24 protein-coding genes are annotated in these 25,381 nt (G+C 70.2%); 17 read left to right on the top strand and 7 right to left on the bottom strand.

Annotated features, from left to right (window positions below):
* Nucleotides 1-112 precede the first annotated feature (112 nt).
* Nucleotides 113-691, bottom strand: a complete 579-nt coding sequence (locus HFP15_RS29280; RefSeq protein WP_168519995.1) for a TetR/AcrR family transcriptional regulator — start codon at nucleotides 689-691, stop codon at nucleotides 113-115.
* Nucleotides 692-833: 142 nt separating this feature from the next.
* On the opposite strand from HFP15_RS29280, the gene HFP15_RS29275 reads away from it, so the two are divergent.
* The 6 genes from HFP15_RS29275 (at nucleotide 834) to HFP15_RS29250 (ending at nucleotide 6,749) form a co-directional block, all read left to right on the top strand.
* On the top strand, nucleotides 834-1,739 hold the full coding sequence (locus HFP15_RS29275; RefSeq protein ID WP_168519994.1) for an alpha/beta hydrolase family protein: 906 nt from the start codon (nucleotides 834-836) through the stop codon (nucleotides 1,737-1,739).
* A gap of 100 nt (nucleotides 1,740-1,839) precedes the next feature.
* Nucleotides 1,840-2,805 (top strand): NADPH:quinone oxidoreductase family protein, encoded by a 966-nt coding sequence (locus tag HFP15_RS29270; RefSeq protein WP_168519993.1) that lies wholly within the window; start codon nucleotides 1,840-1,842, stop codon nucleotides 2,803-2,805.
* 5 nt (nucleotides 2,806-2,810) lie between these two features.
* Complete coding sequence (locus HFP15_RS29265) at nucleotides 2,811-3,842, top strand: LLM class flavin-dependent oxidoreductase (protein ID WP_168519992.1); 1,032 nt, start codon at nucleotides 2,811-2,813, stop codon at nucleotides 3,840-3,842.
* Nucleotides 3,842-5,023: a thiolase family protein gene (locus tag HFP15_RS29260; RefSeq protein ID WP_168519991.1), complete on the top strand. Its 1,182-nt coding sequence runs from the start codon at nucleotides 3,842-3,844 to the stop codon at nucleotides 5,021-5,023. Before HFP15_RS29265 ends, HFP15_RS29260 begins: the two co-directional genes overlap by 1 nt.
* Nucleotides 5,020-5,763, top strand: a complete 744-nt coding sequence (locus tag HFP15_RS29255) for an enoyl-CoA hydratase/isomerase family protein (RefSeq protein WP_168519990.1) — start codon at nucleotides 5,020-5,022, stop codon at nucleotides 5,761-5,763. Before HFP15_RS29260 ends, HFP15_RS29255 begins: the two co-directional genes overlap by 4 nt.
* Nucleotides 5,763-6,749: an NADPH:quinone reductase gene (locus tag HFP15_RS29250; RefSeq protein ID WP_168519989.1), complete on the top strand. Its 987-nt coding sequence runs from the start codon at nucleotides 5,763-5,765 to the stop codon at nucleotides 6,747-6,749. The genes HFP15_RS29255 and HFP15_RS29250 overlap by 1 nt, the downstream gene beginning before the upstream one ends.
* Here the strand turns inward: HFP15_RS29250 and HFP15_RS29245 are convergent.
* The 5 genes from HFP15_RS29245 to HFP15_RS29225 are packed head-to-tail and all read right to left on the bottom strand — an operon-like array spanning nucleotide 6,746 to nucleotide 11,316.
* Nucleotides 6,746-7,333, bottom strand: a complete 588-nt coding sequence (locus HFP15_RS29245) for a TetR/AcrR family transcriptional regulator (RefSeq protein WP_168519988.1) — start codon at nucleotides 7,331-7,333, stop codon at nucleotides 6,746-6,748. The two genes, HFP15_RS29250 and HFP15_RS29245, sit on opposite strands and share 4 nt — an antisense overlap.
* Before the next feature lie 32 nt (nucleotides 7,334-7,365).
* Nucleotides 7,366-8,508, bottom strand: coding sequence for a CaiB/BaiF CoA transferase family protein (locus HFP15_RS29240; RefSeq protein ID WP_168519987.1), 1,143 nt, complete (start codon nucleotides 8,506-8,508; stop codon nucleotides 7,366-7,368).
* Entirely contained in the window at nucleotides 8,505-9,275 is a 771-nt protein-coding gene (locus HFP15_RS29235) for an SDR family NAD(P)-dependent oxidoreductase (protein WP_246272132.1), read from the bottom strand. The genes HFP15_RS29240 and HFP15_RS29235 overlap by 4 nt, the downstream gene beginning before the upstream one ends.
* A gap of 36 nt (nucleotides 9,276-9,311) precedes the next feature.
* A complete protein-coding gene (locus tag HFP15_RS29230; protein WP_168519986.1) occupies nucleotides 9,312-10,124 on the bottom strand; it encodes an enoyl-CoA hydratase/isomerase family protein in 813 nt (270 codons plus the stop codon).
* A gap of 4 nt (nucleotides 10,125-10,128) precedes the next feature.
* Nucleotides 10,129-11,316, bottom strand: a complete 1,188-nt coding sequence (locus tag HFP15_RS29225; RefSeq protein ID WP_312871804.1) for a thiolase family protein — start codon at nucleotides 11,314-11,316, stop codon at nucleotides 10,129-10,131.
* 137 nt (nucleotides 11,317-11,453) lie between these two features.
* Between HFP15_RS29225 and HFP15_RS29220 the strand changes: the two genes are divergently transcribed.
* The 11 genes from HFP15_RS29220 (at nucleotide 11,454) to HFP15_RS29170 (ending at nucleotide 24,904) form a co-directional block, all read left to right on the top strand.
* Entirely contained in the window at nucleotides 11,454-13,043 is a 1,590-nt protein-coding gene (locus HFP15_RS29220) for an AMP-binding protein (protein WP_312871803.1), read from the top strand.
* A gap of 19 nt (nucleotides 13,044-13,062) precedes the next feature.
* The gene (locus tag HFP15_RS29215) at nucleotides 13,063-14,220 is read left to right on the top strand and encodes an acyl-CoA dehydrogenase family protein (RefSeq protein WP_168519985.1); all 1,158 of its coding nucleotides are present in this window, start codon (nucleotides 13,063-13,065) and stop codon (nucleotides 14,218-14,220) included.
* Nucleotides 14,221-14,236: 16 nt separating this feature from the next.
* Nucleotides 14,237-15,061 (top strand): helix-turn-helix transcriptional regulator, encoded by an 825-nt coding sequence (locus HFP15_RS29210; protein ID WP_168519984.1) that lies wholly within the window; start codon nucleotides 14,237-14,239, stop codon nucleotides 15,059-15,061.
* Between the two features lie 109 nt (nucleotides 15,062-15,170).
* Nucleotides 15,171-16,376 (top strand): iron-containing alcohol dehydrogenase, encoded by a 1,206-nt coding sequence (locus HFP15_RS29205; protein ID WP_168519983.1) that lies wholly within the window; start codon nucleotides 15,171-15,173, stop codon nucleotides 16,374-16,376.
* A gap of 19 nt (nucleotides 16,377-16,395) precedes the next feature.
* A complete protein-coding gene (locus tag HFP15_RS29200) occupies nucleotides 16,396-18,489 on the top strand; it encodes a hydantoinase/oxoprolinase family protein (protein ID WP_168519982.1) in 2,094 nt (697 codons plus the stop codon).
* A 2-nt stretch (nucleotides 18,490-18,491) separates the two neighbouring features.
* Nucleotides 18,492-20,507: a hydantoinase B/oxoprolinase family protein gene (locus HFP15_RS29195; protein WP_168519981.1), complete on the top strand. Its 2,016-nt coding sequence runs from the start codon at nucleotides 18,492-18,494 to the stop codon at nucleotides 20,505-20,507.
* A complete protein-coding gene (locus HFP15_RS29190) occupies nucleotides 20,507-20,833 on the top strand; it encodes a DUF1330 domain-containing protein (protein WP_168519980.1) in 327 nt (108 codons plus the stop codon). Before HFP15_RS29195 ends, HFP15_RS29190 begins: the two co-directional genes overlap by 1 nt.
* Before the next feature lie 32 nt (nucleotides 20,834-20,865).
* Nucleotides 20,866-21,888 carry a zinc-binding dehydrogenase gene (locus tag HFP15_RS29185; RefSeq protein WP_312871801.1) on the top strand — a complete coding sequence of 341 codons (1,023 nt, stop codon included), beginning with the start codon at nucleotides 20,866-20,868 and terminating at the stop codon, nucleotides 21,886-21,888.
* Between the two features lie 9 nt (nucleotides 21,889-21,897).
* On the top strand, nucleotides 21,898-22,656 hold the full coding sequence (locus HFP15_RS29180; RefSeq protein WP_168519979.1) for an enoyl-CoA hydratase/isomerase family protein: 759 nt from the start codon (nucleotides 21,898-21,900) through the stop codon (nucleotides 22,654-22,656).
* Between the two features lie 17 nt (nucleotides 22,657-22,673).
* A complete protein-coding gene (locus HFP15_RS29175) occupies nucleotides 22,674-23,693 on the top strand; it encodes a phosphotransferase family protein (protein WP_168519978.1) in 1,020 nt (339 codons plus the stop codon).
* A 2-nt stretch (nucleotides 23,694-23,695) separates the two neighbouring features.
* Nucleotides 23,696-24,904, top strand: a complete 1,209-nt coding sequence (locus HFP15_RS29170) for an acyl-CoA dehydrogenase family protein (RefSeq protein WP_168519977.1) — start codon at nucleotides 23,696-23,698, stop codon at nucleotides 24,902-24,904.
* Here the strand turns inward: HFP15_RS29170 and HFP15_RS42305 are convergent.
* A complete protein-coding gene (locus HFP15_RS42305; RefSeq protein ID WP_210718025.1) occupies nucleotides 24,884-25,129 on the bottom strand; it encodes a hypothetical protein in 246 nt (81 codons plus the stop codon). The two genes, HFP15_RS29170 and HFP15_RS42305, sit on opposite strands and share 21 nt — an antisense overlap.
* Nucleotides 25,130-25,381 lie beyond the last annotated feature (252 nt).

The following is a 25,381-nucleotide window of genomic DNA, read 5'->3' as shown; positions in this document are numbered from 1 at the left end:
CTCGTAACGATATGGCCCCGGCATGCGGCTACCGCCCACCACGACCACGGCCGCCGACGACACTTCGTCCTCTGTGGTGACTCGAGGTTCTTGGCGCCGGTGTTGACGGCCCTCAAGAATCCGTCCGGGCGAGACCTGCCAGTAGCAGGTCGATCATGTGCCGCGCCCGGTAGTCGGGGAAGGTGTCGGCTCCGATGCAGAGGTTGCCGACGCCGAGCATCAGGTCGAAGGCCCGGACGTCGTCGCGGGTCCGGCCGGTCGCGGCCGCCGCTTTGAGCAACTGGTCGAGCACGGGCAGGAGACGCTCGACGAACTCCGAGTGCAGGCTCTCGAAGCCCGCTTGATCCGAGCGCAGCGCCTCGGCGAGGCCGTGCTTGGTGACCAGGAAGTCGGCGAAGCGGTGCACCCAGCTCCGCAGGGCGTCCTCGGGAGATTCGCCTGCCTCGGCGGTGGGGGCCGCGAGCGCGTCGACCTGGTGCCGGAACACCGCGACCACCAGGTCTGCCCGGGTGGGGAAGTGCCGGTAGATCGTGCCGATGCCCACACCCGCTTCGGCGGCGATGTCGCGCACGGGCGCTTCCACCCCCGCGCGCACGAACACGGTGGCGGCGGCGTCCAGGAGTGTCTGCTCGTTGCGGCGGGCGTCGGACCGCCTGCGCCTGCCGGGCGGCGTTGTGTCAGCCGTCGTCATGCGAGGTGCCTCCCTCCTCCCTGTTAAGCGGATCAATGTTCCGCTATGCTGATGTGGAACCTCGATCCGGATTAGTCCATGGTCTCAGATCTGGGACCGGATCGGGGGCTCGGCACATCTTCGTCGGAAAGGTCTTCATCACATGAACGACACCACGACCCCCGTCATCTCGGTCCGGCCGGTCTCGCTCTCGGACCCTGATCGCGGGCAGGACCTGCAGGTGCGCGTCACCGCACCCACGACGGGCCGCGACCTGCCGGTCATCGTCTTTTCGCACGGCATGACCCTGGGCATGGACGACTACGCACCGCTCGCCGATTTCTGGGCGGCCCACGGGTTCGTCGTCATCCAGCCCACTCACCTCGACTCGCTCGGGCTCGCTCCCGACGACCCGCGCACCCCGCTCATCTGGCGCATCCGCACCGCCGACCTGACCCGGATCATCGACCGGCTCGACGTCGTCGAATCCGAGGTGCCCGGACTGGCCGGGCGCATCGACCGCGACCGTATCGCGGCCGCCGGTCACTCGTGGGGCGCGCAGACGGCGAGCACGCTCGGAGGTGCGCGGGTCATCGACGCCGACGGCACGCCAGGGGAGAGCATGGCCGACCCTCGGGTCAGGGCGGCGATGCTGCTCTGCCTGCCCGGCACCGGCGGCGCCGACCTCACCCCGATGGCCGCCGAGTACTTCCCTTTCATGAGCCCGGAGTTCGCCGAGATGAAGGCGCCGAGCCTGCTCGTCGCCGGTGACGCCGACCAGTCCCCGCTGACGGTGCGCGGCCCGGACTGGTTCACCGACGGCTTCCGCCTGGCCCCGGGGGCCACCGATCTGCTGACCCTTTTCGGGGCGGAACACGGACTCGGCGGCATCCAGGGCGCCCACGACACGCGCACCACCGACGAAAGCCCCGAACGCGTCGCGCTCGTGCAGCGCGCCACGCTGGCGTATCTGCGCACCGCGCTGGGGCTCGAAGACGGTGCGTGGCCGCAGTTCCGGGCGGCACTGGCGGCGACCGCCGATCCGCTGGGCAAGCTCGACTCGAAATAGCTGAAACGCCGGCGCCGCGCCCGGTATGCCTCACCTGGCAATCTTGACTGACTAGTTAGTAATGTGTCAGGCTGGGCCGCGTCGGAGGCGAGGTGGTCGCGTGCGCGCGGTGGTGGTGACGAGTGCCGGTGGCCCGGGCGCGGTGCGCGTCCGGGACCTGCCGGAACCTGTGTGCGACCCCGACCAGGTGCTGATCGACGTGCGGGCGGCCGGGGTGGTCTACCCCGACGTGCTGCAGAGCTGGGGGCGCTACCAGACCCGGTTCGAGTTCCCCTTCGTGCTGGGGCAGGAGTGCGCCGGCGTCGTGCGGTGGGCACCGGAGCGCTCGTCCTTCCGCGTGGGGGACCGGGTCGCGGCGCTGCTGGACATCGGGGCGTTCGCGGAGACCGTCGTGGCCGAGGCCGACCGGGTGCTGCCCTTGCCGGACGAGGTCTCCTTCGATGAAGGCGCCTGCCTTCCGGTCAACTACCTGACCGCGCATTTCGCCCTGTCGGTACGCGGCCGGTTGCGCGCCGGCGAAACCGTGCTCGTGCACGGGGCGGCGGGCGGGGTGGGGATCGCCTGCGTGCAGCTCGCCGTGGCGCTGGGCGCCACGGTGTTCGCCGTGACTTCGACCCCCGCGAAGGCCGCGCTTGCCCGGTGGGCGGGCGCACACGAAGTATTGCCTGCCAAGGAATTTCGGCAGCAACTGGCGGGACGGCGCGTCGATGTCGTCGTCGATCCCGTGGGCGGCGACCGGTTCACCGATTCGCTGCGGTGTCTCAGTGGAGAAGGCCGGCTGCTGGTGGTCGGCTTCACCGCGGGCCAGATCCCGGCCGTCAAGGTGAACCGCTTGCTGCTGACCAATACCGAGGTCGTCGGGGTGGGCTGGGGCGCTTATGGCCTCGGCCGTCCCGGATATGCCGCGCAGCAGTGGGCAGAGTTGTTGCCGTGGTGGGAATCGCGGCGGCTGCTCCCGCCGATCGGCGAGACGTTCCCGTTCGAGGATGTGGAAAAGGCGCTTGCCGCGGTGGACGAGCGCCGCGCGCTGGGCAAAATCGTGCTTCGCCCCGGAAAGTGGAGGTAGCCGGTATGCGGCTGGGAGTTTCGCTGGCCTATTGGCCGTGGTTCGAGATCGAGGAGCAGTTCACGCTCGCGAAGCTGGCCGACCGGCTCGGCTTCGAGTCGCTGTGGGTGGCCGAGGGCTACGGGCAGGATGGCGTCGCGTTGCTGGGCGCGCTGAGCTCGGTGACCGAACGGATCGGCCTCGGCGCCGGAATTCTGCAGATTCCGGCGAGGCAGCCGGCGACCACCGCGATGGCGGCGTCCACTGTGGACCGGCTGTCCGGCGGCCGGATGCTGCTCGGACTCGGGCTTTCCGGACCGCAGGTGTCCGAAGGCTGGTACGGCGTGCCTTTCACCGCCCCGTTGCGGCGGACCCGTGAGTACATCGACATCATCCGGCAGGCCTTGTCCGGTGCGCCACTGGAGTACGAGGGTCGCGAATGGACACTCCCGGTGCGCGAGGGGCTCGGACTCGGCAAGCCGCTGAAGCTGCTCGGCGCCCCGGTGCAGAACCGGATTCCGATCTACCTCGGCGTCGGCGGCGCGAAGACCGTCGAGCAGGCCGGGGCGCTCGCCGACGGCTGGCTGCCGTTCCTGTTCAGCCCGGAGCACGCCGACATGCTCACCGCCCCGCTGATCCGGGGCATCGAGAAGGCGGGGCGGCGCCGGTCCGACGTGGTGATGGCGCCCACCGTTCCGGCCGCCCTCCACGACGACCTCGACACCGCCCGTGACCTCGTGCGGCCGATGGTCGCCTTCTACCTCGGCGGGATGGGCGCCAAGGACAAGAACTTCTACGTCGAGCTGGCCGAGCGTTACGGCCACGGCGCCTCGGCACACGCCTGCCAGGACCGGTTCCTGGCGGGTGACCGGAAGGGCGCCGCGGCCGCGCTCAGCCCCGAACTGCTGGATCTCGTCGCCCTCACCGCGACCTCAGGCACGCTGGAGAAGAAGTTGTCCGCCTACGAGACCGCCGGAGTGGACACCCTCGTCGTCACTCCTTTCGGAGACCGTCCCGCTCTCCTGAAAGCCCTGGCGCCCAACGGAAAGAGCCACTGATGCGGGATGTCGTGATCGCCGGGGCCGGCATGACCGGGTTCGGGAAGTTCCTCGACCGCACCTTCTGCTCGCTCGTCGGCGAGGCGACCGCGGAAGCCTTGCACGACTCCGGCGCGACGGCCAAGGAGGTCGGGCTCGTCTACTACAGCAACAGCGGCGCCGGGCTGATCCACGGCCAGGAATCCGTGCGCGGGCAGCACGCCGTGCGCGGTACCGGGCTGGAGGGCATCCCGCTGATCAACGTGGAGAACGCGTGCGCGTCCGGGTCCACCGCGGTCAACCAGGCCTGGCTCGCGGTGGCCGCCGGGCAGGTCGACGTCGCGGTGGCCATCGGCGCCGAAAAGCTCAACCACAGCGACAGATCGCGCGCGTTCGCGGTCATGCAGGCCGCGCTGGACCAGGACCGGCTGCCGGAGATCCGCGAGGATCTGGGTACCGCGGGCACCGGCTCGATCTTCATGGACGTCTACGCGCGGTTCGCCCAGTGGTACGCGGAGCGGACGGACGCCACGCCGGAGGATTTCGCGCGCGTCGCGGTGAAGAACCACGCGCACGGCGCGCTCAACCCGAAGGCCCAGTACGGCGGCACGCTCACCGTCGAGGAGGTGCTCGCGGCCCGGCCGATCAGCGGGGCGCTCACGCTGCCGATGTGCGCGCCGATGTCCGACGGTGCGGCGGCCGCGGTGCTCACCACACCGGAGATCGCCGCACGGTGGGGCGCCGAGCCGGTGCGCCTGCTGGCCACCGTGCTCGGTTCCGGCCGGCCGGGTATCTACGGCGAGCTGGTGCCGCAGACCGCGCGGCGGGCGTACGCGATGGCGGGCCTTGGCCCGCAGGACGTCGACGTCGTCGAGTGCCACGACGCCGCGTCGCCCGCCGAGCTGATCGTGACCGAGGAACTGGGGTTGTGCGCGGAAGGCGGCGCGACCCGGCTGCTGCGCTCCGGTGCGACGACACTCGGTGGCCGGATACCGGTCAATCCGAGCGGAGGCCTTGGCAGCAAGGGACATCCGGTCGGTGCCACCGGCATCGGGCAGCTGGTCGAGCTGGTCGACCAGCTGCGCGGACGCTGCGGTTCCCGGCAGGTCGAGGGCGCGCGGATCGGGCTGGCGGAAAACGCCGGCGGCTACATCGGGCCCGACGCCGCCGTGGCTTCGGTGACGATCGTGGGGGCGATGTGACCCTGCGGATCGAACGGCACGACGCGGTGGCGCGGATCGTGCTGAGCAGGCCGGAACGGCACAACGCACAGAACCCGGACATGTGGCGGAACTTGCGGGCGGCGGGAGCCGGACTGGCCGGCGACGAGTCGGTGCGGGTGGTCGTGCTCGCCGGGGACGGCCCGTCCTTCAGCTCCGGGCTCGACCTCGGCGAACTGGCCCCGGACGGTTTCCTCGGCAGGATGCCGGGGTTGAGCGCCGAGGAGGCGATGGCCGCGATCCGGGCGGCGCAGGAGGCGTTCACCTGGATCGAGTCCGCGCCGTTCCCGGTGATCGCCGCCGTGCACGGCAACGCACTCGGCGCGGGCTTCCAGCTGGCGCTGGCCTGCGACTTCCGGATCGTCACCGAGGACGCCCGGCTGGCCCTGGCCGAAATGCCGCGTGGCCTCGTCCCGGACCTCGGTGCCACCAGCACGCTGCCCCGCCTGATCGGCATGGAGCGGGCGCTGGAGCTGATCCTGACCGGCAGGCGAATCGACGGCGCGGAAGCCGTCCGGCTGGGGCTGGCGCTGCGATGCGTCCCCGCCGAAAACCTGGAGGAGGAATCCATGAACTACGCCCGTTCTCTGGCCAAGGCGCCCCGCGCGGCCTTGGCACACGCGAAAGCGGCGACCTACGAGCCGGACGGGGCCCGCAGCCTCCGCATCGCCGCGGCCGGTCAGGTCGAGTGCGTGCGTGCACTGTTGCCGGAGCGTGGCTGATGCGCGCGGCATGGTACGAGCGCATGGGGCCGGCACGCGAGGTGCTGATCGTCGGTGAGCTTCCCGATCCCGAGCCGGGCCCCGGCGAGGTGCGCGTCCGCGTCCACACGTCCGGCCCCAACCCCGCGGACGCCAAGCGCCGCAGCGGCTGGGCCCGGCTCACGATGGACTTCGCCCGCCAGATTCCGCACGACGACGGGGCCGGCGTGATCGACGCGGTCGGCGACGGTGTCGATCCGGCGCGGATCGGCGAGCGTGTCTGGCTTTTCGACACCCGGGTGGGGCGGCCGGCCGGAAGCGCCGCGGAATACGTGTGCCTGCCCGCCCGCAATACCGAACCGCTGCCGTCCACCGTGGACTTCGCGCAGGGCGCGAGCCTCAGCGCGCCCGGCCGGACGGCGCATCTGTGCCTTTTCGACCGGGGATCGATCGCCGGCTCGACGGTGCTGGTCGCCGGTGCGGCCGGCGCGGTGGGACACGCGGCCGTACAGGAGGCGAAACTGGGCGGGGCCACCGTGATCGGTACCGTCGGCAGGCACGAGAACCGCGAGATCGCCGAAGCCGCAGGCTGTGACCTGGTGCTCGACCGGCGCCGCGACGATGTGCGGCAGGCCGTTCTCGACTTCACCGGCGGGCGCGGCGTGGACCGGATCGTCGAGGTGGATCTCGCCGCGAACATGGAACTGGACGCCCGGGTCTGCGCCGTCAACGGGACGATCGCGGTGTACGGCACGGACAGTGGCCACAAGCCGGTGGTCCCGGTGTGGCTTCTGATGAACAAGAGCGTCGCGGTCAACTTCGTGCTGCTGTACAACCTGCCCTACGAAGAGCACCGGAGGGCCGCGGACGACGTCAACCGCTGGGCGGCGGCGGGGGAGCTGAAGATGCGGATCGGCAAGCGCTTCGCCCTGGAGGACATCGCGCTCGCGCACGAGGCCGTCGAACAGGGCACCGGAAACGGGAACGTGATCGTCGACATCCGCTAACGACGCGGGGGGAACAGGCCTTTCAGCAGCAGGGTGATCTGCTCGGTGAGCTGTTCAGGGGTGACCGGGCCGCCCGGCTCGTACCACCGGTAGACCGTCGTCAGCATCGACAGCACCAGGTTCGCCGCGACATGGGTGTCGATGGGCGGCGGTTTCCGTTGTGCCGCAAGGCATTCGTCGAGCAGGGACTGGAACTCGTGGTTGCGCCGGTGCGCCCATTTCTGGAACAGCGCGCGTGCCTCGTCGGAGATCTCCACCTCCTCGCTGAAGATGATCGCGTAGAAGGTGCGATGCGCGACCGCCGCGTCGATGTGCGCCCTGATGACCGCGCGCAGCCGGACCGGTGCGGGCTCCCCGCTCTCCAGGACTTCCTTGAGCCGGGCGGCCAGGTCAGCGGTGACCTGCTCTACCATGAGATCCAGCAGCTGCTGCTTGCTGCGCGTGTACTTGTACACCGTGGGGCGGGAGATTCCCGCCGCCTCGGCGATGTCGTCGATGGTCGCGTTGCGGTACCCCTTGCTGCGGAATGCCTCCGCGGCCGCGGCCACCAAAGCGGTCGTGTCGGTTGCTCGTTCTCGTGCCATGTGGGTCCCTGGTCCGTGAGTCAGGGATCAGATTAATACTGACCAGTGAGTCGCGATTGGGCGGCCGCCCCCGAACCGAGCAGATCGTCGACCGCTTCGGCGGACCACCCGGCTTCGCGCAGCACCTCGACGGTGTGCTCGCCGAGCCGCGGCACGCCCGAACGGGGGCCGGGCGCGTCGCCGTCCACCCGCAAGGGCTGGCGGAAGACCGTCCTTCCCGCCACGGTCTGCAGCAGCTCCCGTGCCTGCACGTGCTGGTCGGCAAGCACCTCCCGCAGGTCGTGGACGGCGCCGTAGGCGACGCCCGCCGGTTCGAGGACCTGTTCCCAGTGGGCCAGATCCTTCGCCGAGATGCGCACGGCGACGGCGGCGCGCAGTTCCTCGCGGCGTTCGACACGTTCCGGTCCGGGGACCGTGGCCAGTTCGGGTAGTTCGAGCGCCAGGCACAGGGCCCGCCAGAAGTGGTCCTCGAAGGCGATGCTCAGCGAGATCCAGCGTGCGTCGGCGGTGGCGAAGAGCCCGTAACCCGGGTCCAGCCCGAGGGTGTCCGGCGGCATGCCGTTGGCGACGGGCACGAGTCTGGTGGCGATGAACGACGCGAGCGTGTCGAACATGCTCACGTCGTAGCGCCCGCCGCGGCCGCTGTTCGCGCGCCCGGCGATGCCGGTGAGCGCGGCGATGGCGGCGAACATCCCGGCGGCCAGATCGGCCAGCGCCAGCGGCGGCACGACCGGCGCCTGCGCGTCGAGCAGCCCCGCCAGGCCCTGGAAGGTCAGGTCGTGGGCGGGCCGGTGCCGGTAGGGGCCGGACTGGCCGAAGCCGGAGATCGACACCTGCACGAGGCCGGGATTGGCCGAGGCGAGCGCGTCGGCGGAAAGACCGAGCCGGTCCATCACCCCGGGGCGGAAACCCTCCAGCAGGATGTCCGTGCGCTCGATCAGCGCCCGGCAGGCGGCCAGGCCATCGGGGTGTTTGAGGTCGAGCGCGATGGAACGCTTGCCGCGGTTGAGCGCCTCGTAGTGCCCGGGGAAGATCCGCGACGGATCGCCGCCGCCGGGACGTTCCACCTGGACGACGTCCGCGCCGAGGTCGCCGAGCAGCAGCGTCGCGAAGGGGCCGGGATACTGCTCGGCGAGGCTGACGACGCGGTAACCGGACAGCGGTGGGGTGCTCATGGCGTGATGGCGTAGCCGCCGTTCACCGGGTACGTCTGCCCGGTGACCCACGAAGCCGCGTCGGAGGCGAGGAACAGCACCGCGTTGGCGGCGTCGGCCGGCTCGCCGAACCGGCGGATCACGTAGCCGCGCAGGGCTTTCTTGACGGTCTCCGGGTTGGCCAGCGCGGAGGCGACACCCGGCGTGTTGACGGTGGAGAGCGCGACACAGTTGACCGTGATCCCGTACCGGCCCACCGCCTTGGCCAGGCCGCGGGAGAAGCCCGCCGCGCCGGCCTTGGCCCCGCCGTAGACGGCCAGATTCGGTTCCCCGGTGCGGCCGGCGTCGGAGATCACCGAGACGATGCGGCCGTAGGAGCGTTCCACCATTCCCGGCAGGACCGCGCGGGAGGCGTTGAGCACGCCGTAGAAGTTCGTGCCGATCCACGGTTCCCAGTCCTTGGGGCCGGTCTCCCAGAACGGCGGGATCCCGCTCAGCGCGTCCTTGGTGGGACCGGCGTTGCCCGCGTTGTTCACCAGCACATCGATCGGGCCGAGGTCTTTGCCCGCACGCTCGACCATGGTGGTGACCGAGTCGAAGTCGGTCACGTCGCAGCCGAGCCCCAGCGCGGAGCCGCCTTCCGCGGTGATCTCCGCGGCCACGGCTTCGGCGCGGTCGGTGTGGTAGTCGTTGACGACCACCGCCGCGCCCTGGCCGGCGCAGTGCAGCGCGACCTGGCGGCCGACGCCCTGGCCGCCGCCGGTGACGAGCACGGTTTTGCCCGTCATATCAAGGATGTTGTCCACCTTCGCTGTCTCCATCGTTCACCGTCCCCGGAATTCGGGGGCGCGCTTTTCGGCGAAGGCGGTGATGCCTTCGCGCCAGTCCTCGCTTTTCTCGTGCAGTGCGGAGGCTTCGAGCTCCATGCGGACGCCGACGGGCAGCGGGACTTCCAGGCCGTCGTTGGCGAGTGCCTTCATCCGCGCGACGCCCACCGGGCTGCGCTGGGCGATCACGTCCGCGATGCGCTGGACGTGCTCGTCCAGCTCGTCGTCGGCCACGACCTCGGTGATCAGGTCGGTGCCGCGGAAATGCGCCGCCGGGTGCAGCTCACCGGTGAACATGAGCTGCTTGGCGCGGGCCAGGCCGAGCCTGCGGGTAAGGCGCACGGACGCACCGCCGCCGGGGATCTGGCCGTAGACCGCGTGCCCGTCACCGATGCGCGCGGACTCGGCGGCGATCGCGAAATCGCAGCACAGCAACAGTTCCAGCCCGCCACCGATGGCAAGCCCGTTGACGGCGGCGAGCACCGGCTTGGGGAAGGACTCGATCCGGTTGAGCAGCGGCGCGACCCGGCGCAGGAACAGCTGCCCGGCACTGTAGGCGCCGTCCGGAGCGGGCGAGGAGTTCAGCGTGCGGACGTAACGAAGGTCCGCGCCCGCGCAGAAGGCCCGTCCTTCGGCGGTGATCACGACCGTCCGCACGCCCGGGTCGGATTCCGCCTCGTCGAGTCCCGCGTTGAGGCCGTCGAGGATGGCCTGGTTGAGCCCGTTGAGCGTGTCGGGACGGTTCAGCCGCAACCAGAGCGCGGCGCCGCGGCGGCGCACGAGCACCTCGCGGACTTCGATGGTGGTCATGTTTTCAGTCCTTGCTCACAATGGTGACCGCGCAGGCCGCGGCCTCGGGATGGGTGTAGCCACCGGCGTTCTCGGCGATTCCGATCCGGGCCCCCTCGACCTGACGGGCCCCCGCCCGGCCACGGATCTGGGTGACGAGCTCGACCAGTTGCGCGGCACCGGTCGCGCCCACGGGATGCCCGCGCGAGACGAGGCCGCCGCTGGTGTTGACGGGGATCCGGCCACCGAGCCGGGTCGCTCCCGTGGCCAGCAGCTTCGGGCCGTCGCCGGGGGAGCACAGGCCGAGTTCCTCGCACACGACGAGTTCGTTCGGTGACGCGGCGTCGTGCACCTCGGCCAGGTCGAGGTCGTCGGGCCCGATGCCGGCCTCGGCGTAGGCGGCGTCGATGGTCCGCTGCTCCAGCGGCACCGCGCCGCCGCCGGGAATCCCGCTGCGCAGCACCGAGGCGCGGATACGCACCGCCGAGGCGCGGTCTCGCACGCGTTCGCCCGCCTGCAGGACCAGCGCCGCGGCCCCGTCCGCGATCGGCGAGCACATCAGCATGGTCAGCGGGCCCGCGACGGCGCGGCTGGCCAGTACCTCTTCCGGCGTGCGCGCCGTGCGGTACTGGGCCTTCGGGTTGAGCGAGCCGTGCACGGAGTTCTTCGCCGCGACCTCGGCGAAATCGCGGGCCGTCGCGCCGGAACGTGCCATGTAGTCGGCGGTGGTGCGCGCGTAGATCTCCATGAAGAACGAGTCGACCGGTCCGTCGCTACCGGTCAGCTCGCGGTTGAACTCCGCCAGCCGCTCCACGTCGGCGGCCGTGGTCAGCGCGCCGAGCGCCTCGGCCGTGCCCCGGCCGCTCATCTTCTCGGTGCCGACGACCAGCGCGGTCTGGTAGGCACCCGAGCGAATGGCCGCGAGCGCCACGTGTACCGCGGTGGAGCTGCCGGCACACGCGTTCTCCACGTTGATCATGGGGATCCCGGTCAGCCCGGTGCCCGAGACCACGACCTGCCCACGGGTCATCTCCTGGCCGGTGAGCAGGCCCGCGACGGCGTTGGCATGCACCACCAGGTCGACATCGGACTCGGCGAGGCCCGCGTCGTCCAGCGCCTCGCGGATGGCGGAGGTTCCCAGCTCGCGCAGCGAAACTTCCGGAAACTTCCCGAAACCGGTCATGCCGGCTCCGGTGATACTCACTTCGCGCACCAGGTTCACCTCTCGCGTTCACATCGATGCCGCACTGCGATCCGCGATCGACTCTTGCAGAATACTAACTGATAAGTCAAGATTGGCCCGAGGATGAACACGAGTGGCGCTGTGAAGCGCGGAGAGAGGAGAGCGACGTGGCTCTCGAGACCACTTCGGGCGCTCCGGCCCACCTGGCCGGGCCCACCTACGGGAACGTGATCGTCGAGGCCCTGACGCGATATCCGCAGCGGGAAGCCTTCGTTCTGGGCGATCGCCGGATGACCTACGCGCAGGCCGCCGACCTCACGAGCCGGATCCAGCAGGTGCTCGTCCAGCACGGGGTGCGGCCGGGCGCCGGGGTCGCGGTGCTCAGCCCCAACGCGCCCGAGGTCTTCCTGGTCCAGGCGGCCACCTTCCTGACCGGGGCGCGCTACAGCGGCCTGCATCCGATGGGCTCGGTCGACGATCACACCTTCCTCTGCGACGACGCGGAGATCGAGGTGCTGGTCGTGCACCCCAAGTTCGCCGAAACCGGGGCGGCCGTCGCGGCACGATCGGCCTCGGTCCGCCACGTGCTGACTCTGGGGTCCACCGAAGCGGGTCCCGATCTGCTTGCCCTGTGCGACAAGGTGTCCGCGCAGGGGCTGCGGGCGCCGGCGGTGGGCGAGGAAACCGTGGCCTGGCTGCAGTACACCGGCGGCACCACCGGGCGGCCGAAGGGCGCGATGCTGTCCCACCGCGCCCTGGTCCAGGAGGCACAGACGCTGACCATCTCCTGGGGACTGCCGGAGAATCCCCGGTACCTGGCCTCCTCGCCGATCACGCACGCCGCGGTGCTGCCGCTCGTGCCCACGCTGGCGCGCGGCGGAACCGTGGTGCTGCATCAGGGTTTCGACCCGGAGGAATGGCTGCGCACCATCGCGACGGAGCGGATCAACTACGCCTTCGTGGTGCCGACCATGCTCTACACGATGCTGGACAAGAGCGATCCGGCCGCGACCGACTGCTCGTCGCTGGAGACTCTGGTCTACGGTGCGGCGCCGATGTCGCCCGGACGCTTGTCGGAAGCCCAGGAAGTGTTCGGCCCGGTTCTCATGCAGGTCTACGGGCAGACCGAATGTGTCGGCATGACCACGAGTCTGCGCAAGGACGAGCACGACCCGGTGCGACGGCCGGACCTGCTGACCTCCTGTGGCCGCCCGGCCGCCGGGGTGACCGTGGAACTGCTCGACGACGACGGCTCGCCGGTGCCGGACGGAACCGTCGGCGAGATCTGTGTGCGCTCCAGGGCGGTCATGAACGGCTACTGGAAGCGGCCGGAGGAATCCGCGGAGGCACTGCGGGAGAACTGGTTGCACACCGGCGACATGGCCAAGCGCGACGACGGCGGGTTCTTCCACATCGTCGACCGCAAGAAGGACATGATCGTCACCGGTGGCTTCAACGTCTTCCCCAAGGAGATCGAGGACGTGCTCACCAGCGTGCCGACGGTGTCCGCGGCGGCGGTCATCGGACTGCCCGACGACAAGTGGGGAGAGCAGGTGACGGCCTTCGTCGTCGCCAAGCCGGGCGCCACCGTGGACACCGCGGCCCTCACCCAACTGGTCCGTGACCGCAAAGGGCCGCACCAGGCGCCCAAGAAGGTCGAGCTCGTACCCGAACTGCCCACCACCGCGGTCGGAAAGATCGACAAGAAGGCGCTTCGCGCGGCGCACTGGACCGCCCAAGACCGCCTCGTTCACTAAGTCACCGGAAGGTTTCCCGTTGTCCGAAAACGCTTTCATCCTCGACGAGGATCACGCCGAGTTCCGGCGCTCGACGCGGCGGTTCGCGCGCGCGGAGTTCCTCGACTCCTACCACGAGCGCGCGAACCGCACCGAATTCCCCTACGCCGAAACGAAAAAGCTCGCCGAAGCCGGGCTGACCAACCTGACCCTCGCCGAGGAGCACGGTGGTCAGGGCGCGGATCTGCTCGCGCTGGGGCTGGCGGTCGAGGAAATCTCCTACGCCGACCCCAACTGCGGCTACATCCTGTTCAGCACCAACAGCCTGGTCGGGCTGCTCGCCGAGCACCCGGGTGAAGCGGTCGCACGCTGGTCACCACTCGTGGCCGCCGGCGACGCACTCGGCTGCTGGGCCGTGACCGAACCCGGGGCCGGATCGGACGCCGGCGGCATCCGCACGAAAGCGGAGCGGGTGGCGGGCGGCTGGCTGCTGACCGGGGAGAAGACGTCGGTCACCCAGGCGCCGCACGCGGACATCGCGATCGTGCTGGCACAGACCGATCCCGCGCGGAAAGCCAAAGGCATCGGCTGTTTCCTCGTGGAATGCGACGACCCGACGGTGTCCTCGCAGAACTTCGCCGATCCGGGCTTCAAACCGCTCGGCCGCGGATCGGTCACCCTCGACGGCACCTTCGTGCCGGACGAGCGGGTGATTTCGGCACCAGGACAAGGATTCGGCAAGATCATGGCCGAGTTCGACCTCAGCCGCACCCTGATCGCCTTGACGTGTGCAGGCGCCGCGCAGCGGGCACTGGACATGGCGGCGGGCTACGCCCGCGAACGCACCACGTTCGGCAAACCGCTCGCCGCGAACCAGGGGGTGTCCTTCCCGATCGCCGAGCACACCACGTACCTGGCGGCGGTGCGGGCGCTGGCGTATCAGACCCTCGGACTGCGGATGGCGGGACAACCGCACACCACCCAGGCGGCGATGCTCAAGTGGTGGGCTCCCCGGGTGGCCTTCGCCGCGATCCAGGAGGCCGTGCTGATCCACGGCCAGGTCGGCTGGTCGGAGGAGATGCCGCTGCAGGCGCTGCTGCGGGACATCTCGGGCTACCAGATCGGTGACGGCACCGCGCAGATCCAGAAGCTGATCATCGCCAGGGACGTCCTGGGCAGGGACGTCGTGGCCGGCTGATCGAGGAGCGAAACCGATGACCGTTGCAGTCGCACCGAAACCGCGCGACACGAAACTGGTCGCGCAGCGCCGCGAGCTCGCCCGGTTTCTGCGCACGGCAAGGGAAAGAGTGAAGCCGGCGGAGCTGGGCCTCGCGGTCGGCGCCCGGCGCAGGGCGCCCGGGCTGCTGCGCGAGGAGGTGGCGCAACTGGCTTCCATCAGCTGTAGCTGGTACTCCTGGCTGGAACAGGGCCGCCCGATCCAGGTTTCGGAATCCGTGCTCGCCTCGGTGGCGGCCGCGCTGCGGCTCTCGGCCGCGGAGCGCGATCACATGTTCCGCCTGGCAGGCCATGCCCCGCCCGGTTCGGGGGCGGACGGCGGATCTTCCGACGAGCAGTGCCTGCGCCGCATGCTGCACCAGTTGCGGGACGCTCCCGCCTACCTCATCGACCGGCGCTGGAACATCCTCGACTGGAACGAGGCGGCGGGGATGTTGTTCGGGCTGCCGCTGGAGGAGGTGCCGCCGGAGGAACGCAACGCGCTGCGGTTCGCGCTGCTCGGCAACCACGCCCCGCTGCGCTTCGCCGACCCGGTGGCGGCCGCGCATTTCAACGTCGCCCACTTCCGGGCCGACACCGCGGCCCTCGTCGGCGATCCGGCGTTCGAACGGCAGGTGGAACAGTTGCAATGCGACAGTGCGCTGTTCCGTCTGATGTGGCCGTTGCACGAGGTGCGGCGCCGCCCGGTGGGCGTGCTGCACTACCGGCACCGCTCGATGGGGCCGTTGCGGTTCGACTTCGTCGCGACCCAGACCGGGGACGACGCGGCCCTGCGGCTGCACACCTTCCTGCCCTGCCAATGAGGGCGAAGGTGGTGGTGTCACCACCACTAGCAACGGTGACTTCCGCGCCGCCGGTGCCCCCGGCAGAGTCGGATCCATCACATTCCTGCCAACGCAGACGGGAGGATCCGTGCCGGCAAGGACGTTCACTATCCCGCCCGCCGACACCGTCACCTACGGAGAAGGCGCGTTCGACCAGATCGGTGCCCTGCTCGACCGGGTGGGTGGCAGCCGGGCGCTGGCCATTCTCTCCGGATCCCTGGCCGGATCCGCGGTGGAGCAGGCCCTGCGGGACCGGCTCGGGGCACGGCTGGTGGCCGTGCATTCCGGGATCCCGCAGCACGTTCCGCGGGCCGCGGTGCTCCACGCCGCCGAGGCCGCACGCGAGTCCGGTGTGGACAGTGTGCTCAGCGTCGGTGGCGGGACGCCCATCGACTGCGCCAAGGCGGTCACCCTGTGCCTGGCGGAGAACATCACCGAGCCCGATCAGTTCGAAAAGCACCGCGTGCGGTTCACCTATCCCGACTCCTACGAGATTCCCGAGGTGCACGGCACGCTGATCCCGCACATCGCCGTCCCCACCACCCTCTCCGGCGGGGAGCACACTGCGCTGTTCGGGGTGACCGACGAGATCACGCACCGCAAGTGCGCCTACACCGATCCGGGATTCCAGCCGAAAGCGGTGGTGCTCGACCCGTGGGTCTGCGCCGCCACGCCGGACTGGTTGTGGGCCGCCTCGGGAATGCGGGCGGTCGACCACGCCGTCGAGGGAATCCTGTCCACCCGGCACATGGCGTTGACCGACGGGCTCGGCGCCGAGGCGCTGCGGCTGATCTCGCGGAACCTGGCGCACAGCAAGAAAAACCCCGGCGATGCCGAGGCGAGGACGAACTGCCTGCTCGGCACGTGGCTGTCGATCTTCGGGCTGACCAACGCCGGGGTCGGGCTCTCGCACGGCATCGGGCACCAGCTCGCCGCGGAGTTCGACATCCTGCACGGGCTGACCTCGGCGATCATGCTGCCGCTGGTCATGGAGTTCACCCGGGAGCAGACCGGGCCTCGGCTGCGCCTGATCGCCGAGGCGTTCGGCACCGACACCCGGGAAATGGACGACGCCGCCGCGGCCGACGCCGCGATCGGCGCGGTGCGCGGCCTGATCGGCTCTTTGGGCCTGACGAACACGATCTCCGCCGCGGGGGGACGCCGGGAGGTGCTGCCCGCGATCGCCGAACACGTCATGACCGACCCGGCGGTGGCCGCCTGCCCGCGGCCGGTCACCCAGGCAGACGTGCTGAACCTGCTCGAAGCCGCGTGGGCAACCACCGGCCCCAACTGACCAGAAAGGACACAGCGTCGTGAACTCAGCGGTGGAATACCAGATCGGCTGCGATATCGGGGGCACCTTCACCGATGTCACCGCCGTGGACAGCAACGGGACCGTCTACTCCGACAAGTCCGACACCACCCCCGGCGACCTCAGCATCGGCCTGCTGGCCGCGTTGCGGAACCTCGCCGGCCGGATCGGTGCGGACCTGACCGACGTGCTCTCCCGCACGACCCGGTTCGTCAACGGCACCACGGTGGTCACCAACTCGGTCGCCGAGTTGCGAGGCGCGAAGGTCGGGCTGATCACGACCAAGGGCTTCGGGGACAACCTGCTCATCGCCCGCTCGGCCCGCAACGCCAACCGCGACCACCACAAGCAGCTAAACCTGCCGCAGATCGTGCCGAGGGAACGCGTGGCCGAGGTGAACGAACGCCTCGACCGCAAGGGAAAGACGATCGTGCCGCTGTCCGATGAGGACGCCCGCCGGGCGATCGGGGAGCTGGTCGACCAGGGCGTGGAGGCCATCGCCGTCTCCCTGCTGTGGAGCTTCCTCGACCCGGGGCACGAGGAGCGGATCGCGGCGCTCATCGAGGCCGAGCACCCGGAGATCTTCGTCAGCGTCTCCTCCCGGCTGCACCCGGTCATCCGGGAGTACGAGCGGACGATGACCACCGTGCTCAACGCGTTCACCGGCTTGCGGGTGGCCGAGTACACCGGACGGATCGAGCGTGAGCTCGCCGAGCGGGGCCTGCGCGTGCCGGTCGCCTTCATGCAGGGCTTCGGCGGCACCCTGTCCGCGGAAGAGGCACGCGACAAGCCCATCACGCTGATCGACAGCGGTCCCGCCGGTGGCGTGATCGGGGCCCAGGCCCTCGCCCGCCGGATGGGTATCAAGAACGTGGTCACCGCCGACATGGGCGGCACCTCCTTCGACGTTTCGGTGCTGCAGGGGACGAAACCGGCGATCACCGAGCGCGTCATGCTGCGCGATCAGTTCCTGACCGCACTGTCCAAAATCGACGTGCTGCCGATCGGTGCGGGCGGCGGGTCGATCGCGTGGCTGGACGCCCGCGGCGTGCCGCAGGTCGGCCCGCACAGCGCGGGTGCCGAGCCCGGCCCGGTCTGCTACGGCAAGGGCGGCAGCCTGCCGACGGTGACCGACGCCTCCGCGGTGCTCGGATTGCTCGACCCGCAGGCATTCCTGGGCGGACGCCGCGAGCTTTCGGTCGTACCCGCCCGCGAGGCGATCGAGCGTGAGGTGGCCAAGCCGCTGGGCGTGGACGCGGCGCGGGGCGCGGCGGCGATCTACCGCATGGTGACCGCGAACATGAGCAACGCCGTGCGCACCGTGACCGTGGAGAAGGGGCACGACCCGCGCGAGTTCACGATGGTCTCCTACGGCGGGGCGCTCGGCATCTTCGCCGCCGACATCGCCCGCACCGCGGGCATCCGGCGTGTCGTCATCCCGGCCGACGCCGCGGTGTTCTCCGCCTACGGCCTGCTCAACAGTGACGACGTCCGCACCCAGGCGCGGTCGGCGGCCTGGATCGGCGGCGATGCCTCCGCGATCGCCGAAAGCCTGCGCCAGCTGGACGCGCAGCTGGTCGGCACGCTCAAGGACGCCGGCTACGACGAATCCGACATCGAGGTCGCCTGGCAGGGCGAGTTCAAATACCTCGGCCAGCAGTGGGAGCTGTCGGTTCCGATCGAGCGCAAGCAGGATCTGTCCGAAGCGGATCTCGTCGCGGCGCAACAGAAGTTCCCCGAGATGTACGAGGCCGAGTACGGCAAGGGCACCGCGTGGGGCGACAGCCCGGTGATCCTGATGTCGGTGCGGGTGACCGCGACCGGCAAGGTGGCGGCACTGGCACCGACACCGGCGCCACTTCGGGACAACCCGCCGGCGCCGCGGCCGACCGGGCGGCGCCGGGTGTTCCTGCCGCTGTCGGGCGACGAGGCCGATCTCGAGGTTTACGACGCGGTGGCCGCGCCGGCCGGCAGCGAGATCACCGGGCCCGCCGTGCTCGAACACCCCCTCACCACGATCCAGGTCCCGCGCGGATGGCGGCTGCGGGTGGACGAGTGGGGCAACTACGTGCTGACCGAGATCGAGGAGAACTGATCATGACCGCACCAGAGATCACCACCGACGATCCGGTGACCATCGAGATCTTCTCGAAGGCGCTGGAGAACATCGCGCACGAGATGGGCGTGGTGATGATGCGCGCCTCGGGCAGCCCGGTGATCGCCGAGGCGGTGGACTTCTCCACCTTCATCGCCGACGCCGAGGGCGACATCGTCTGCTACGCCGGCTACATCACCATGTACCTCGGCACCGCCCGCCAGGCCGTGAAGCACATCCTGGCCACCACCCCGCGCGAGCAGATCCGCCCCGGTGATGTGTTCATCTGCAACGACCCGTTCACCACCGGCAACGCCCACCAGGTCGACGTCGGGGTGGTCCGGCCGATCTTCGCCGGCGACGAACTCGTCGCCTGGTGCTGGGCCGAGGCGCACGTGAACGACTTCGGCGGGTTCGCGCCCGGCTCGATGGCCCCGATGGCCACCGAGACCTACGGCGAGGCCCTGCGCCTGCCCGGCATCAAGATCGCCAGCGAGGGCGAGATCATCGACGACATCTGGCGGATCATCGAGACCAACATCCGCGTCCCGGACATCGTCCTCGGCGACATCCGCAGCTTCATCGCCGCGTGCAACCGTTGTGACGCGCGGATCAACGCGCTGGTCGAGCAGTACGGGATCGACACCTACCGGCACTACATCGAGGTGGCCAAGGACCTCGCCGAGCAGGCGGTCCGCGACCGCATCCGCGAGCTGCCCAACGGTGTGTACACGGCGGTGGAGTACGAAGAGCACAACGGCCACACCAACGACATCTACCCGGTCCGGTGCACGATGACCGTCGCCGACGACCAGCTGACCTTCGACTTGTCGGAGTCGGCGCCGCAGACCGACGGGTTCGTCAACTGCAGCCAGGCGATCACCCTCGGCTGTGTGGCCTCGCCGCTGTTGATGACGTTGTTCCCGGACCTGCCCATCAACCAGGGCACGCTGCGGGCGATCGAGGTGATCACCAAACCCGGCACCATCTGCCACGTGGAGATGCCGGCGCCGGTGTCCTCCGGTCACCTGGAAACCGGCCTGCGGGTGTGCCGCGTGGTCACCCGGCTGCTCGGCGAGGTTCAGGCCGCCAGCGGGAACCCGTTCATCCGCGATCACGTCATGGCCGCCTGGCAGGACTCCTGGTGCGCCGGGTTCTTCTACGCGCCCGACGAGAACGGCGCGCTCGTGCCGTTCCCGGACATGAACGGCGGCAGCGGCGGCGCCGGTGCCCAGCCGATCGCGGACGGGATGGACGTCGGTGGCGCGCTCGCGCAGCCGCAGAACAGCCTGCCGGACATCGAGATCAACGAGTTCGCCTACCCGGTGCTGTATCTGTGGCGGCGCCTCAACCAGAACTCCGGCGGCCCCGGACAGTACCGCGGCGGAGCGGGCCTGGACCTTGCCTGGACCCCGTGGTACACCACCGGCGGGCAGGAGCACACGATGCTGTCCTGCTGGCAGGTCCCGCCCAACGGGGCGTTCGGTGGCTATCCCGGTTCGTCGAGCCACTTCACCTTGACCAACGGCGCGGGCGCGGACAAGGCGCTGGCGAGCGGGCGCATTCCGGCCACGCTGGAGGAGCTGGACGGGCAGGCGCAATCGTTGCAGGGCAAGCAGTTCGGGATGATCGTGCTGCCCGGTGACGTGATGACGCTCAACTCCGGCGGTGGCGGCGGCTACGGCGACCCGATCCAGCGCGAGGCCGCACTGGTGGCCGAGGACGTCCGAGCGGGACGCGTGAGCGAGCTGGCCGCGCGGGTTTCCTACGGCGTGGTGGTGGTCGACGGGCAGCCCGACGCGGCCGCCACGCAGGCCCGGCGCGCGGAGATCCGGGAGGAGCGGCGGAGCTGGGCGCGGGAGGGCGAGTTCGCGGTCCGCCGTGGGCCCGCCGCGGCACGACTGTCCGAACTGGACCAGTGGTGCGCCCCGCGAGATGGGGTCGAGCTGGCCGAATACGCCGATCCCGAAACCGGTGCGCTGGTCCGCACCCAGCTGCACGTGGCGGAGGGCGCCTGATGTCCGCGCCACATTTCCTGCTCGCCCTGATGAACAAGCACGACGCCGAGACCTTCGCCCAGTACCAGGCCGGAGCCGTGCAGACCCTGAGCGCCTACGAGATGGCGCCGGTCGCCGTCACCAGCGCGATCGAGGTCGAGGAGGGTGAGCTCGAGGCCAACATGCTGGTGCTGATCCGGTTCTCCGACGAGGACGAGTTCCGGCGGTGGTGGACCTCGAGTGAGTACGCGAAAGTCCAGCCGCTGCGGGAAAAGTCCGCCGAAACCGTGTTCGCGATCACCTTCCCGGGTGCGCTGGAGCTGCCATCCGGTGCGGCGCCCGCGTGATGCGGGCCCTGACGTATCACGCACCTGGAGATGTGCGCTGCACGACCGTGCCCGACCCGTCGCTTCCCGACGGGCTGGGTGCGGTCGTGCGGGTCACTCTCGCCGGTGTCTGCGGCAGTGATCTGCACATCTACGCCGGGCACGGGTTCTCCGACGACATCGGCTACTGCGTCGGGCACGAAGCGGTCGGCGAGGTCGTCGAGACCGGGCCGGATGTCCGCCGGTTCGCGGTGGGCGACCGGGTGCTGCTGCCCGCCTCGGTGGGCTGCGCCTGGTGCGCCGCGTGCGCGAGCGGGCACGTGGTGGCGTGTGAGCATCGTCGCGAGCCGTGGAAGGAGTACTGCTACGGCATGAGCCACCGGCTGCCCGGTTGCCAGGCCGAGCTGGTGGCCGTCCCGCACGCCGAGGTCAACCTGGTGCGCGTGCCGGACACGGTGTCCGACGAGGCCGCCGTCCTGCTCACCGACAACGCGCCGACCGCCTGGTACGGCGCCCGGCGCGCGCGGATCCAGCCGGGGGAGAACGTCGCGGTCATCGGGCTGGGGCCGGTCGGTCAGCTCGCGGTGCAGTCGGCCTTCGCGATGGGTGCGGCGAGGGTCCTCGTCGTTGAGCCCGTGGCGCATCGCCGCGCGGTCGCCCTGGCACGTGGCGCTGAACCCGTCGACGCCGACAACCCGAAGGCACACCTGAAAGAACTCACCGGCGGTGACGGCGTCGACGCGGTCGTCGAGGCCGTCGGAGCCGACGCCACCATCGCACTCGCGGTGAGCGCGGTGCGCCCGGCGGGCCGGGTCAGCGTCGTGGGCGTGAGCCAGAACGACGCCTTCCCGTTCCGGATGCAGGCGGCACAGACCAAGGAACTCGAGTTCTGCATCGGCCTGTGCTCCGCGCAGCGGGAGCTGCCCGCGCTGCTCGCGCTGACCGCCGCCGGGCGACTCGATCCGGCCGCGCTCGTCACGCATCGCCTCGGACTCGCCGAAGGGGCACGAGCCTATGCCCTGCTGGCGGAGCGGGCCGACGGCGTCGGCAAAGTCCTGCTCGACCCGACCAGATAAGGACCTTCGTTGACCGAACTCACGATCGACACCGGCATCGCCGTGCTGCGACTGGACCACGGCCCGGTCAACGCCATGGGCACCGAGCTGTGCCGGACGGTGACCGCCCTGTGTGCGGAAGCCGCCGAAGGGCCGGCACGTGCCCTGGTGATAACCGGTGCGGGCCCGGCGTTCTCCGCCGGATCGGACCTGCGTGAACTGCTGCGCGGCGGAGCGTCCTATGTGGATGACTTCTTTCCCGCCCTCGCCGGCATGTTCGGTGCGGTGTTCTCGGTGCCCAAGCCCGTGGTGGCGGCGGTCAACGGGCATGCCATCGCGGGCGGTTGCCTGCTCGCGGCCGCCGCGGATTTCACGGTGATGGCCGGCGGTGCCACGAAGATCGGTGCCCCCGAGCTCAAGGTCGGGGTTCCGTTCCCGCGGATCGGTCTGGAGATCCTGCGCCACCGCCTCGGCGAGGTCAACGCCCGCAAGGTCGTGGTCGGTGCCCACAACTATTCGCCCGAGGATGCCGCCGCCCTCGGTCTCGTCGACGAGCTGGCCGACCCCGAGAAGGTGCTGCCCCGCGCCATCGAGGTCGCACAACGCCTGGCCGAGTTCACCCCGCCGGACACCTTCGCGCTGACCAAGGCGCAGCTGCACCGGGACGCCATGGACCGGCTGAATCGTCTCGACGACGACGCCGAAGCCGCGTCGGTGTGGCAGCGCCGGGTGTCCGACGGCTGGACGCAGCGTTATCTGGACTCGCTGAGCGGCAGGCCGCGGAATTGACGGGCGCGAGAAATGCCGTGAGCGAGCAGGACTTACCCGGTCTGGATCTGCGCCGGCTGCGGACCTATGTGGACGAGCGGGTGCCGGGCCTGGTCAAGGACGTGCTGACGGGCCAGGTCGTGCAGGGCGGCCGGTCCAACCTGACCTATGTCGTCAGCGACGGGCGATCGCGGTGGGTGGTCCGCCGTCCGCCGCTGGGACATGTCCTGCCCACCGCGCACGACATGTCCCGCGAGTACCGGGTGCTGCGCGCGCTGGGCCCCACCGCGGTGCCGGTGCCCGCGACCGTCGTCCTGTGCCGGGACACCACGGTGATCGGCGCACCGTTCTACGTGATGGAGTTCGTTCCGGGCAGGTCTTTCCGCGCGGCCGCAGAGCTGGCCGAACTCGGCGAGCACCGCACCATCCACATCGGAAACTCCCTCGTCGACACGTTGGCCGCGTTGCACGCGATCGACCCGGAAGCGCTGGGGCTGGAGGATTTCGGCCGTCCCGAGGGGTATCTGGAGCGCCAGCTGCGCCGGTGGAAGAAGCAACTCGACTCCTCGCGCAGCCGGGACCTCGACGGCATCGATCTCCTGCACGGCGAACTGACCGCGGCGCTGCCGGTTTCGGGTGCGCCCGCGCTCGTGCACGGCGACTACCGGCTGGACAACGCGCTGGTCGACGAGAACGACCGCATCGCCGCGGTGCTGGACTGGGAGATGTCCACCCTTGGAGACCCGCTGACGGATGTCGCGCTGATGATCGCCTACGCCGAAGCCGGCGAGTTCGGCCTCGAGGTCGTTCCCGACGTCGGTGCCGCCCCCGGCTATCCGGGCCCGGACGACGTGGTCGCCAGGTACGCGCGGTCCAGCGGGCGTGACATCTCCTCGCTGAACTGGTATCTCGGGTTCGCCTTCTTCAAGCTCGCCGTGATCCTGGAGGGCATCTTCTACCGGTTCAGCCACGGTCAGACGGTCGGCGCGGGCTTCGAGTCGATCGGCGCGGCCGTGGAACCTCTCATCCGGCTCGGCAACGAAAGACTCAAGGACTGACAATGGACTTCGCGTTCGACGCGCGCACCGAGCAGCTTCGCGCCCAGCTCCTCGATTTCATGGCCTCCCACGTCTACCCCGCGGAGTCGAGCCTGACCGAGGAGTCGTGGGCTCCACCGCCGGTCATCGAGGACCTCAAGGTGCAGGCTCGCAAGCGTGGGCTGTGGAACCTGTTCCTGCCCGGTGAGCACGGCGCGGGCCTGACGAACCTGCAGTACGCACCGCTGGCGGAGATCACCGGCCGCAGCCCGTTCTTGGCGCCCGTCGCGCTCAACTGCGCCGCGCCGGACACCGGCAACATGGAAGTCCTCGCGATGTTCGGCACCGAGCAGCAGCGCAAGCAGTGGCTGCAACCGTTGCTGGACGGGGAAATCCGGTCCGCGTTCGCGATGACCGAGCCGGAGGTGGCTTCCTCCGACGCGCGCAACATCTCCACCAGCATCACCCGCGACGGCGACTCCTGCGTCGTCAACGGCCGCAAGTTCTACATCTCCGGCGCGATGAACCCGAACTGCGCGATCTTGATCGTGATGGGCAAGACCGACCCGGACGCGGAACCGTATCGTCAGCAGAGCCAGATCCTGGTCCCCAGGGACGCCCCGGGGGTGACGGTGACGCGGAGCATGCGCGTGTTCGGCTACTCCGACGCTTCGCACGGCGGGCACGCGGAGATCGTCTTCGACAACGTGCGGGTACCGGCGGAGAACCTCATCGCCGGGGAAGGCGACGGGTTCGCCATCGCGCAGGCGCGGCTCGGCCCCGGCCGCATCCACCACTGCATGCGCGCGATCGGGATGGCCGAGCGTGCCGTCGAGCTGATGTGCGGGCGCGCGGTCGAGCGGGTCGCGTTCGGCAGGCCGATCGCCGAGCAGGGCGTGGTGCAGGACTGGATCGCCGAGTCGCGGGTGCGCATCGAGCAGCTGCGGCTGCTGGTGCTCAAGACCGCGTGGCTGATGGACACGGTCGGTAACCGCGGCGCGCACACCGAGATCCAGGCCATCAAGATCGCCACCCCGTCCACTGTGGAGTGGATACTGGACAAGGCCATCCAGGTGCACGGCGCGGGCGGCGTGAGCCAGGACTTCCCACTCGCCGAACTGTGGGCGCAGGCCCGCAGCCTGCGGTTCGCCGACGGGCCGGACGAGGTGCACAAGCGCTCGCTGGCCCGTCGTGAGCTGCGGTCGCGATCGTCACCGCAGCGAGCCGGATAATCCGGCCCGGCGACCGGTGCGGGTGAGCGCGATCAGTGTCGCGACGGCGGACGCCGCCACGAACAACGAGTGGTCGCGCGTGGCGACGGCCAGGCCCCCGCCGTGCACCACCAGGATCCCGGCGATGACCGAGGGCAGGCCGAGGCCCAGGTAACACACCACGTAGATCGAGGAAAGCACGCCCGCGCGTTCGTGTTCGGCGACCAGCGCGACGACGGTCCGCATCCCGCCTTGGAAGCCGGCGCCGAAGCCGATCCCGGCCGCGGCGGTGCCGGCGAAGAACCCGGCCGCCGACCACCGCGGATGCCGAGCCGGACAGTTGACGCGCGAGTGCCGGTGCGAGCGAGCTGTAGAAGCCGCCCAGCGACCACACCGCGAACAGCACCGGCGCGACTCCGAACAGGGGAGCGCGCAGGTGCCGTGGCACGGCGAGTTCGTCAGCAGCGCGAGGCCGCAAGGCCGGGACGCACGGTGTCT

The organism is Amycolatopsis acididurans, from assembly GCF_012328925.1.
GTDB classification, from domain to species: Bacteria; Actinomycetota; Actinomycetes; order Mycobacteriales; family Pseudonocardiaceae; genus Amycolatopsis_E; species Amycolatopsis_E acididurans.
The sequence above is the reverse complement of the archived record's forward strand: the minus strand, read 5'-3'. Positions and strand labels throughout refer to the sequence as shown.

Bases quoted from the DNA above. Each gene is read 5' to 3' on its own strand.
- HFP15_RS29245 (WP_168519988.1), bottom strand. From the start codon at position 7,333: ATGGCACGAGAACGAGCAACCGACACGACCGCTTTGGTGGCCGCGGCC.
- HFP15_RS29210 (WP_168519984.1), top strand. From the start codon at position 14,237: ATGACCGTTGCAGTCGCACCGAAACCGCGCGACACGAAACTGGTCGCG.
- HFP15_RS29260 (WP_168519991.1), top strand. From the start codon at position 3,842: ATGCGGGATGTCGTGATCGCCGGGGCCGGCATGACCGGGTTCGGGAAG.
- HFP15_RS29190 (WP_168519980.1), top strand. From the start codon at position 20,507: ATGTCCGCGCCACATTTCCTGCTCGCCCTGATGAACAAGCACGACGCC.
- HFP15_RS29195 (WP_168519981.1), top strand. From the start codon at position 18,492: ATGACCGCACCAGAGATCACCACCGACGATCCGGTGACCATCGAGATC.
- HFP15_RS29170 (WP_168519977.1), top strand. From the start codon at position 23,696: ATGGACTTCGCGTTCGACGCGCGCACCGAGCAGCTTCGCGCCCAGCTC.
- HFP15_RS29240 (WP_168519987.1), bottom strand. From the start codon at position 8,508: ATGAGCACCCCACCGCTGTCCGGTTACCGCGTCGTCAGCCTCGCCGAG.
- HFP15_RS29275 (WP_168519994.1), top strand. From the start codon at position 834: ATGAACGACACCACGACCCCCGTCATCTCGGTCCGGCCGGTCTCGCTC.
- HFP15_RS29235 (WP_246272132.1), bottom strand. From the start codon at position 9,275: ATGACGGGCAAAACCGTGCTCGTCACCGGCGGCGGCCAGGGCGTCGGC.
- HFP15_RS42305 (WP_210718025.1), bottom strand. From the start codon at position 25,129: ATGCGGACCGTCGTCGCGCTGGTCGCCGAACACGAACGCGCGGGCGTG.
- HFP15_RS29265 (WP_168519992.1), top strand. From the start codon at position 2,811: ATGCGGCTGGGAGTTTCGCTGGCCTATTGGCCGTGGTTCGAGATCGAG.
- HFP15_RS29280 (WP_168519995.1), bottom strand. From the start codon at position 691: ATGACGACGGCTGACACAACGCCGCCCGGCAGGCGCAGGCGGTCCGAC.
- HFP15_RS29250 (WP_168519989.1), top strand. From the start codon at position 5,763: ATGCGCGCGGCATGGTACGAGCGCATGGGGCCGGCACGCGAGGTGCTG.
- HFP15_RS29230 (WP_168519986.1), bottom strand. From the start codon at position 10,124: ATGACCACCATCGAAGTCCGCGAGGTGCTCGTGCGCCGCCGCGGCGCC.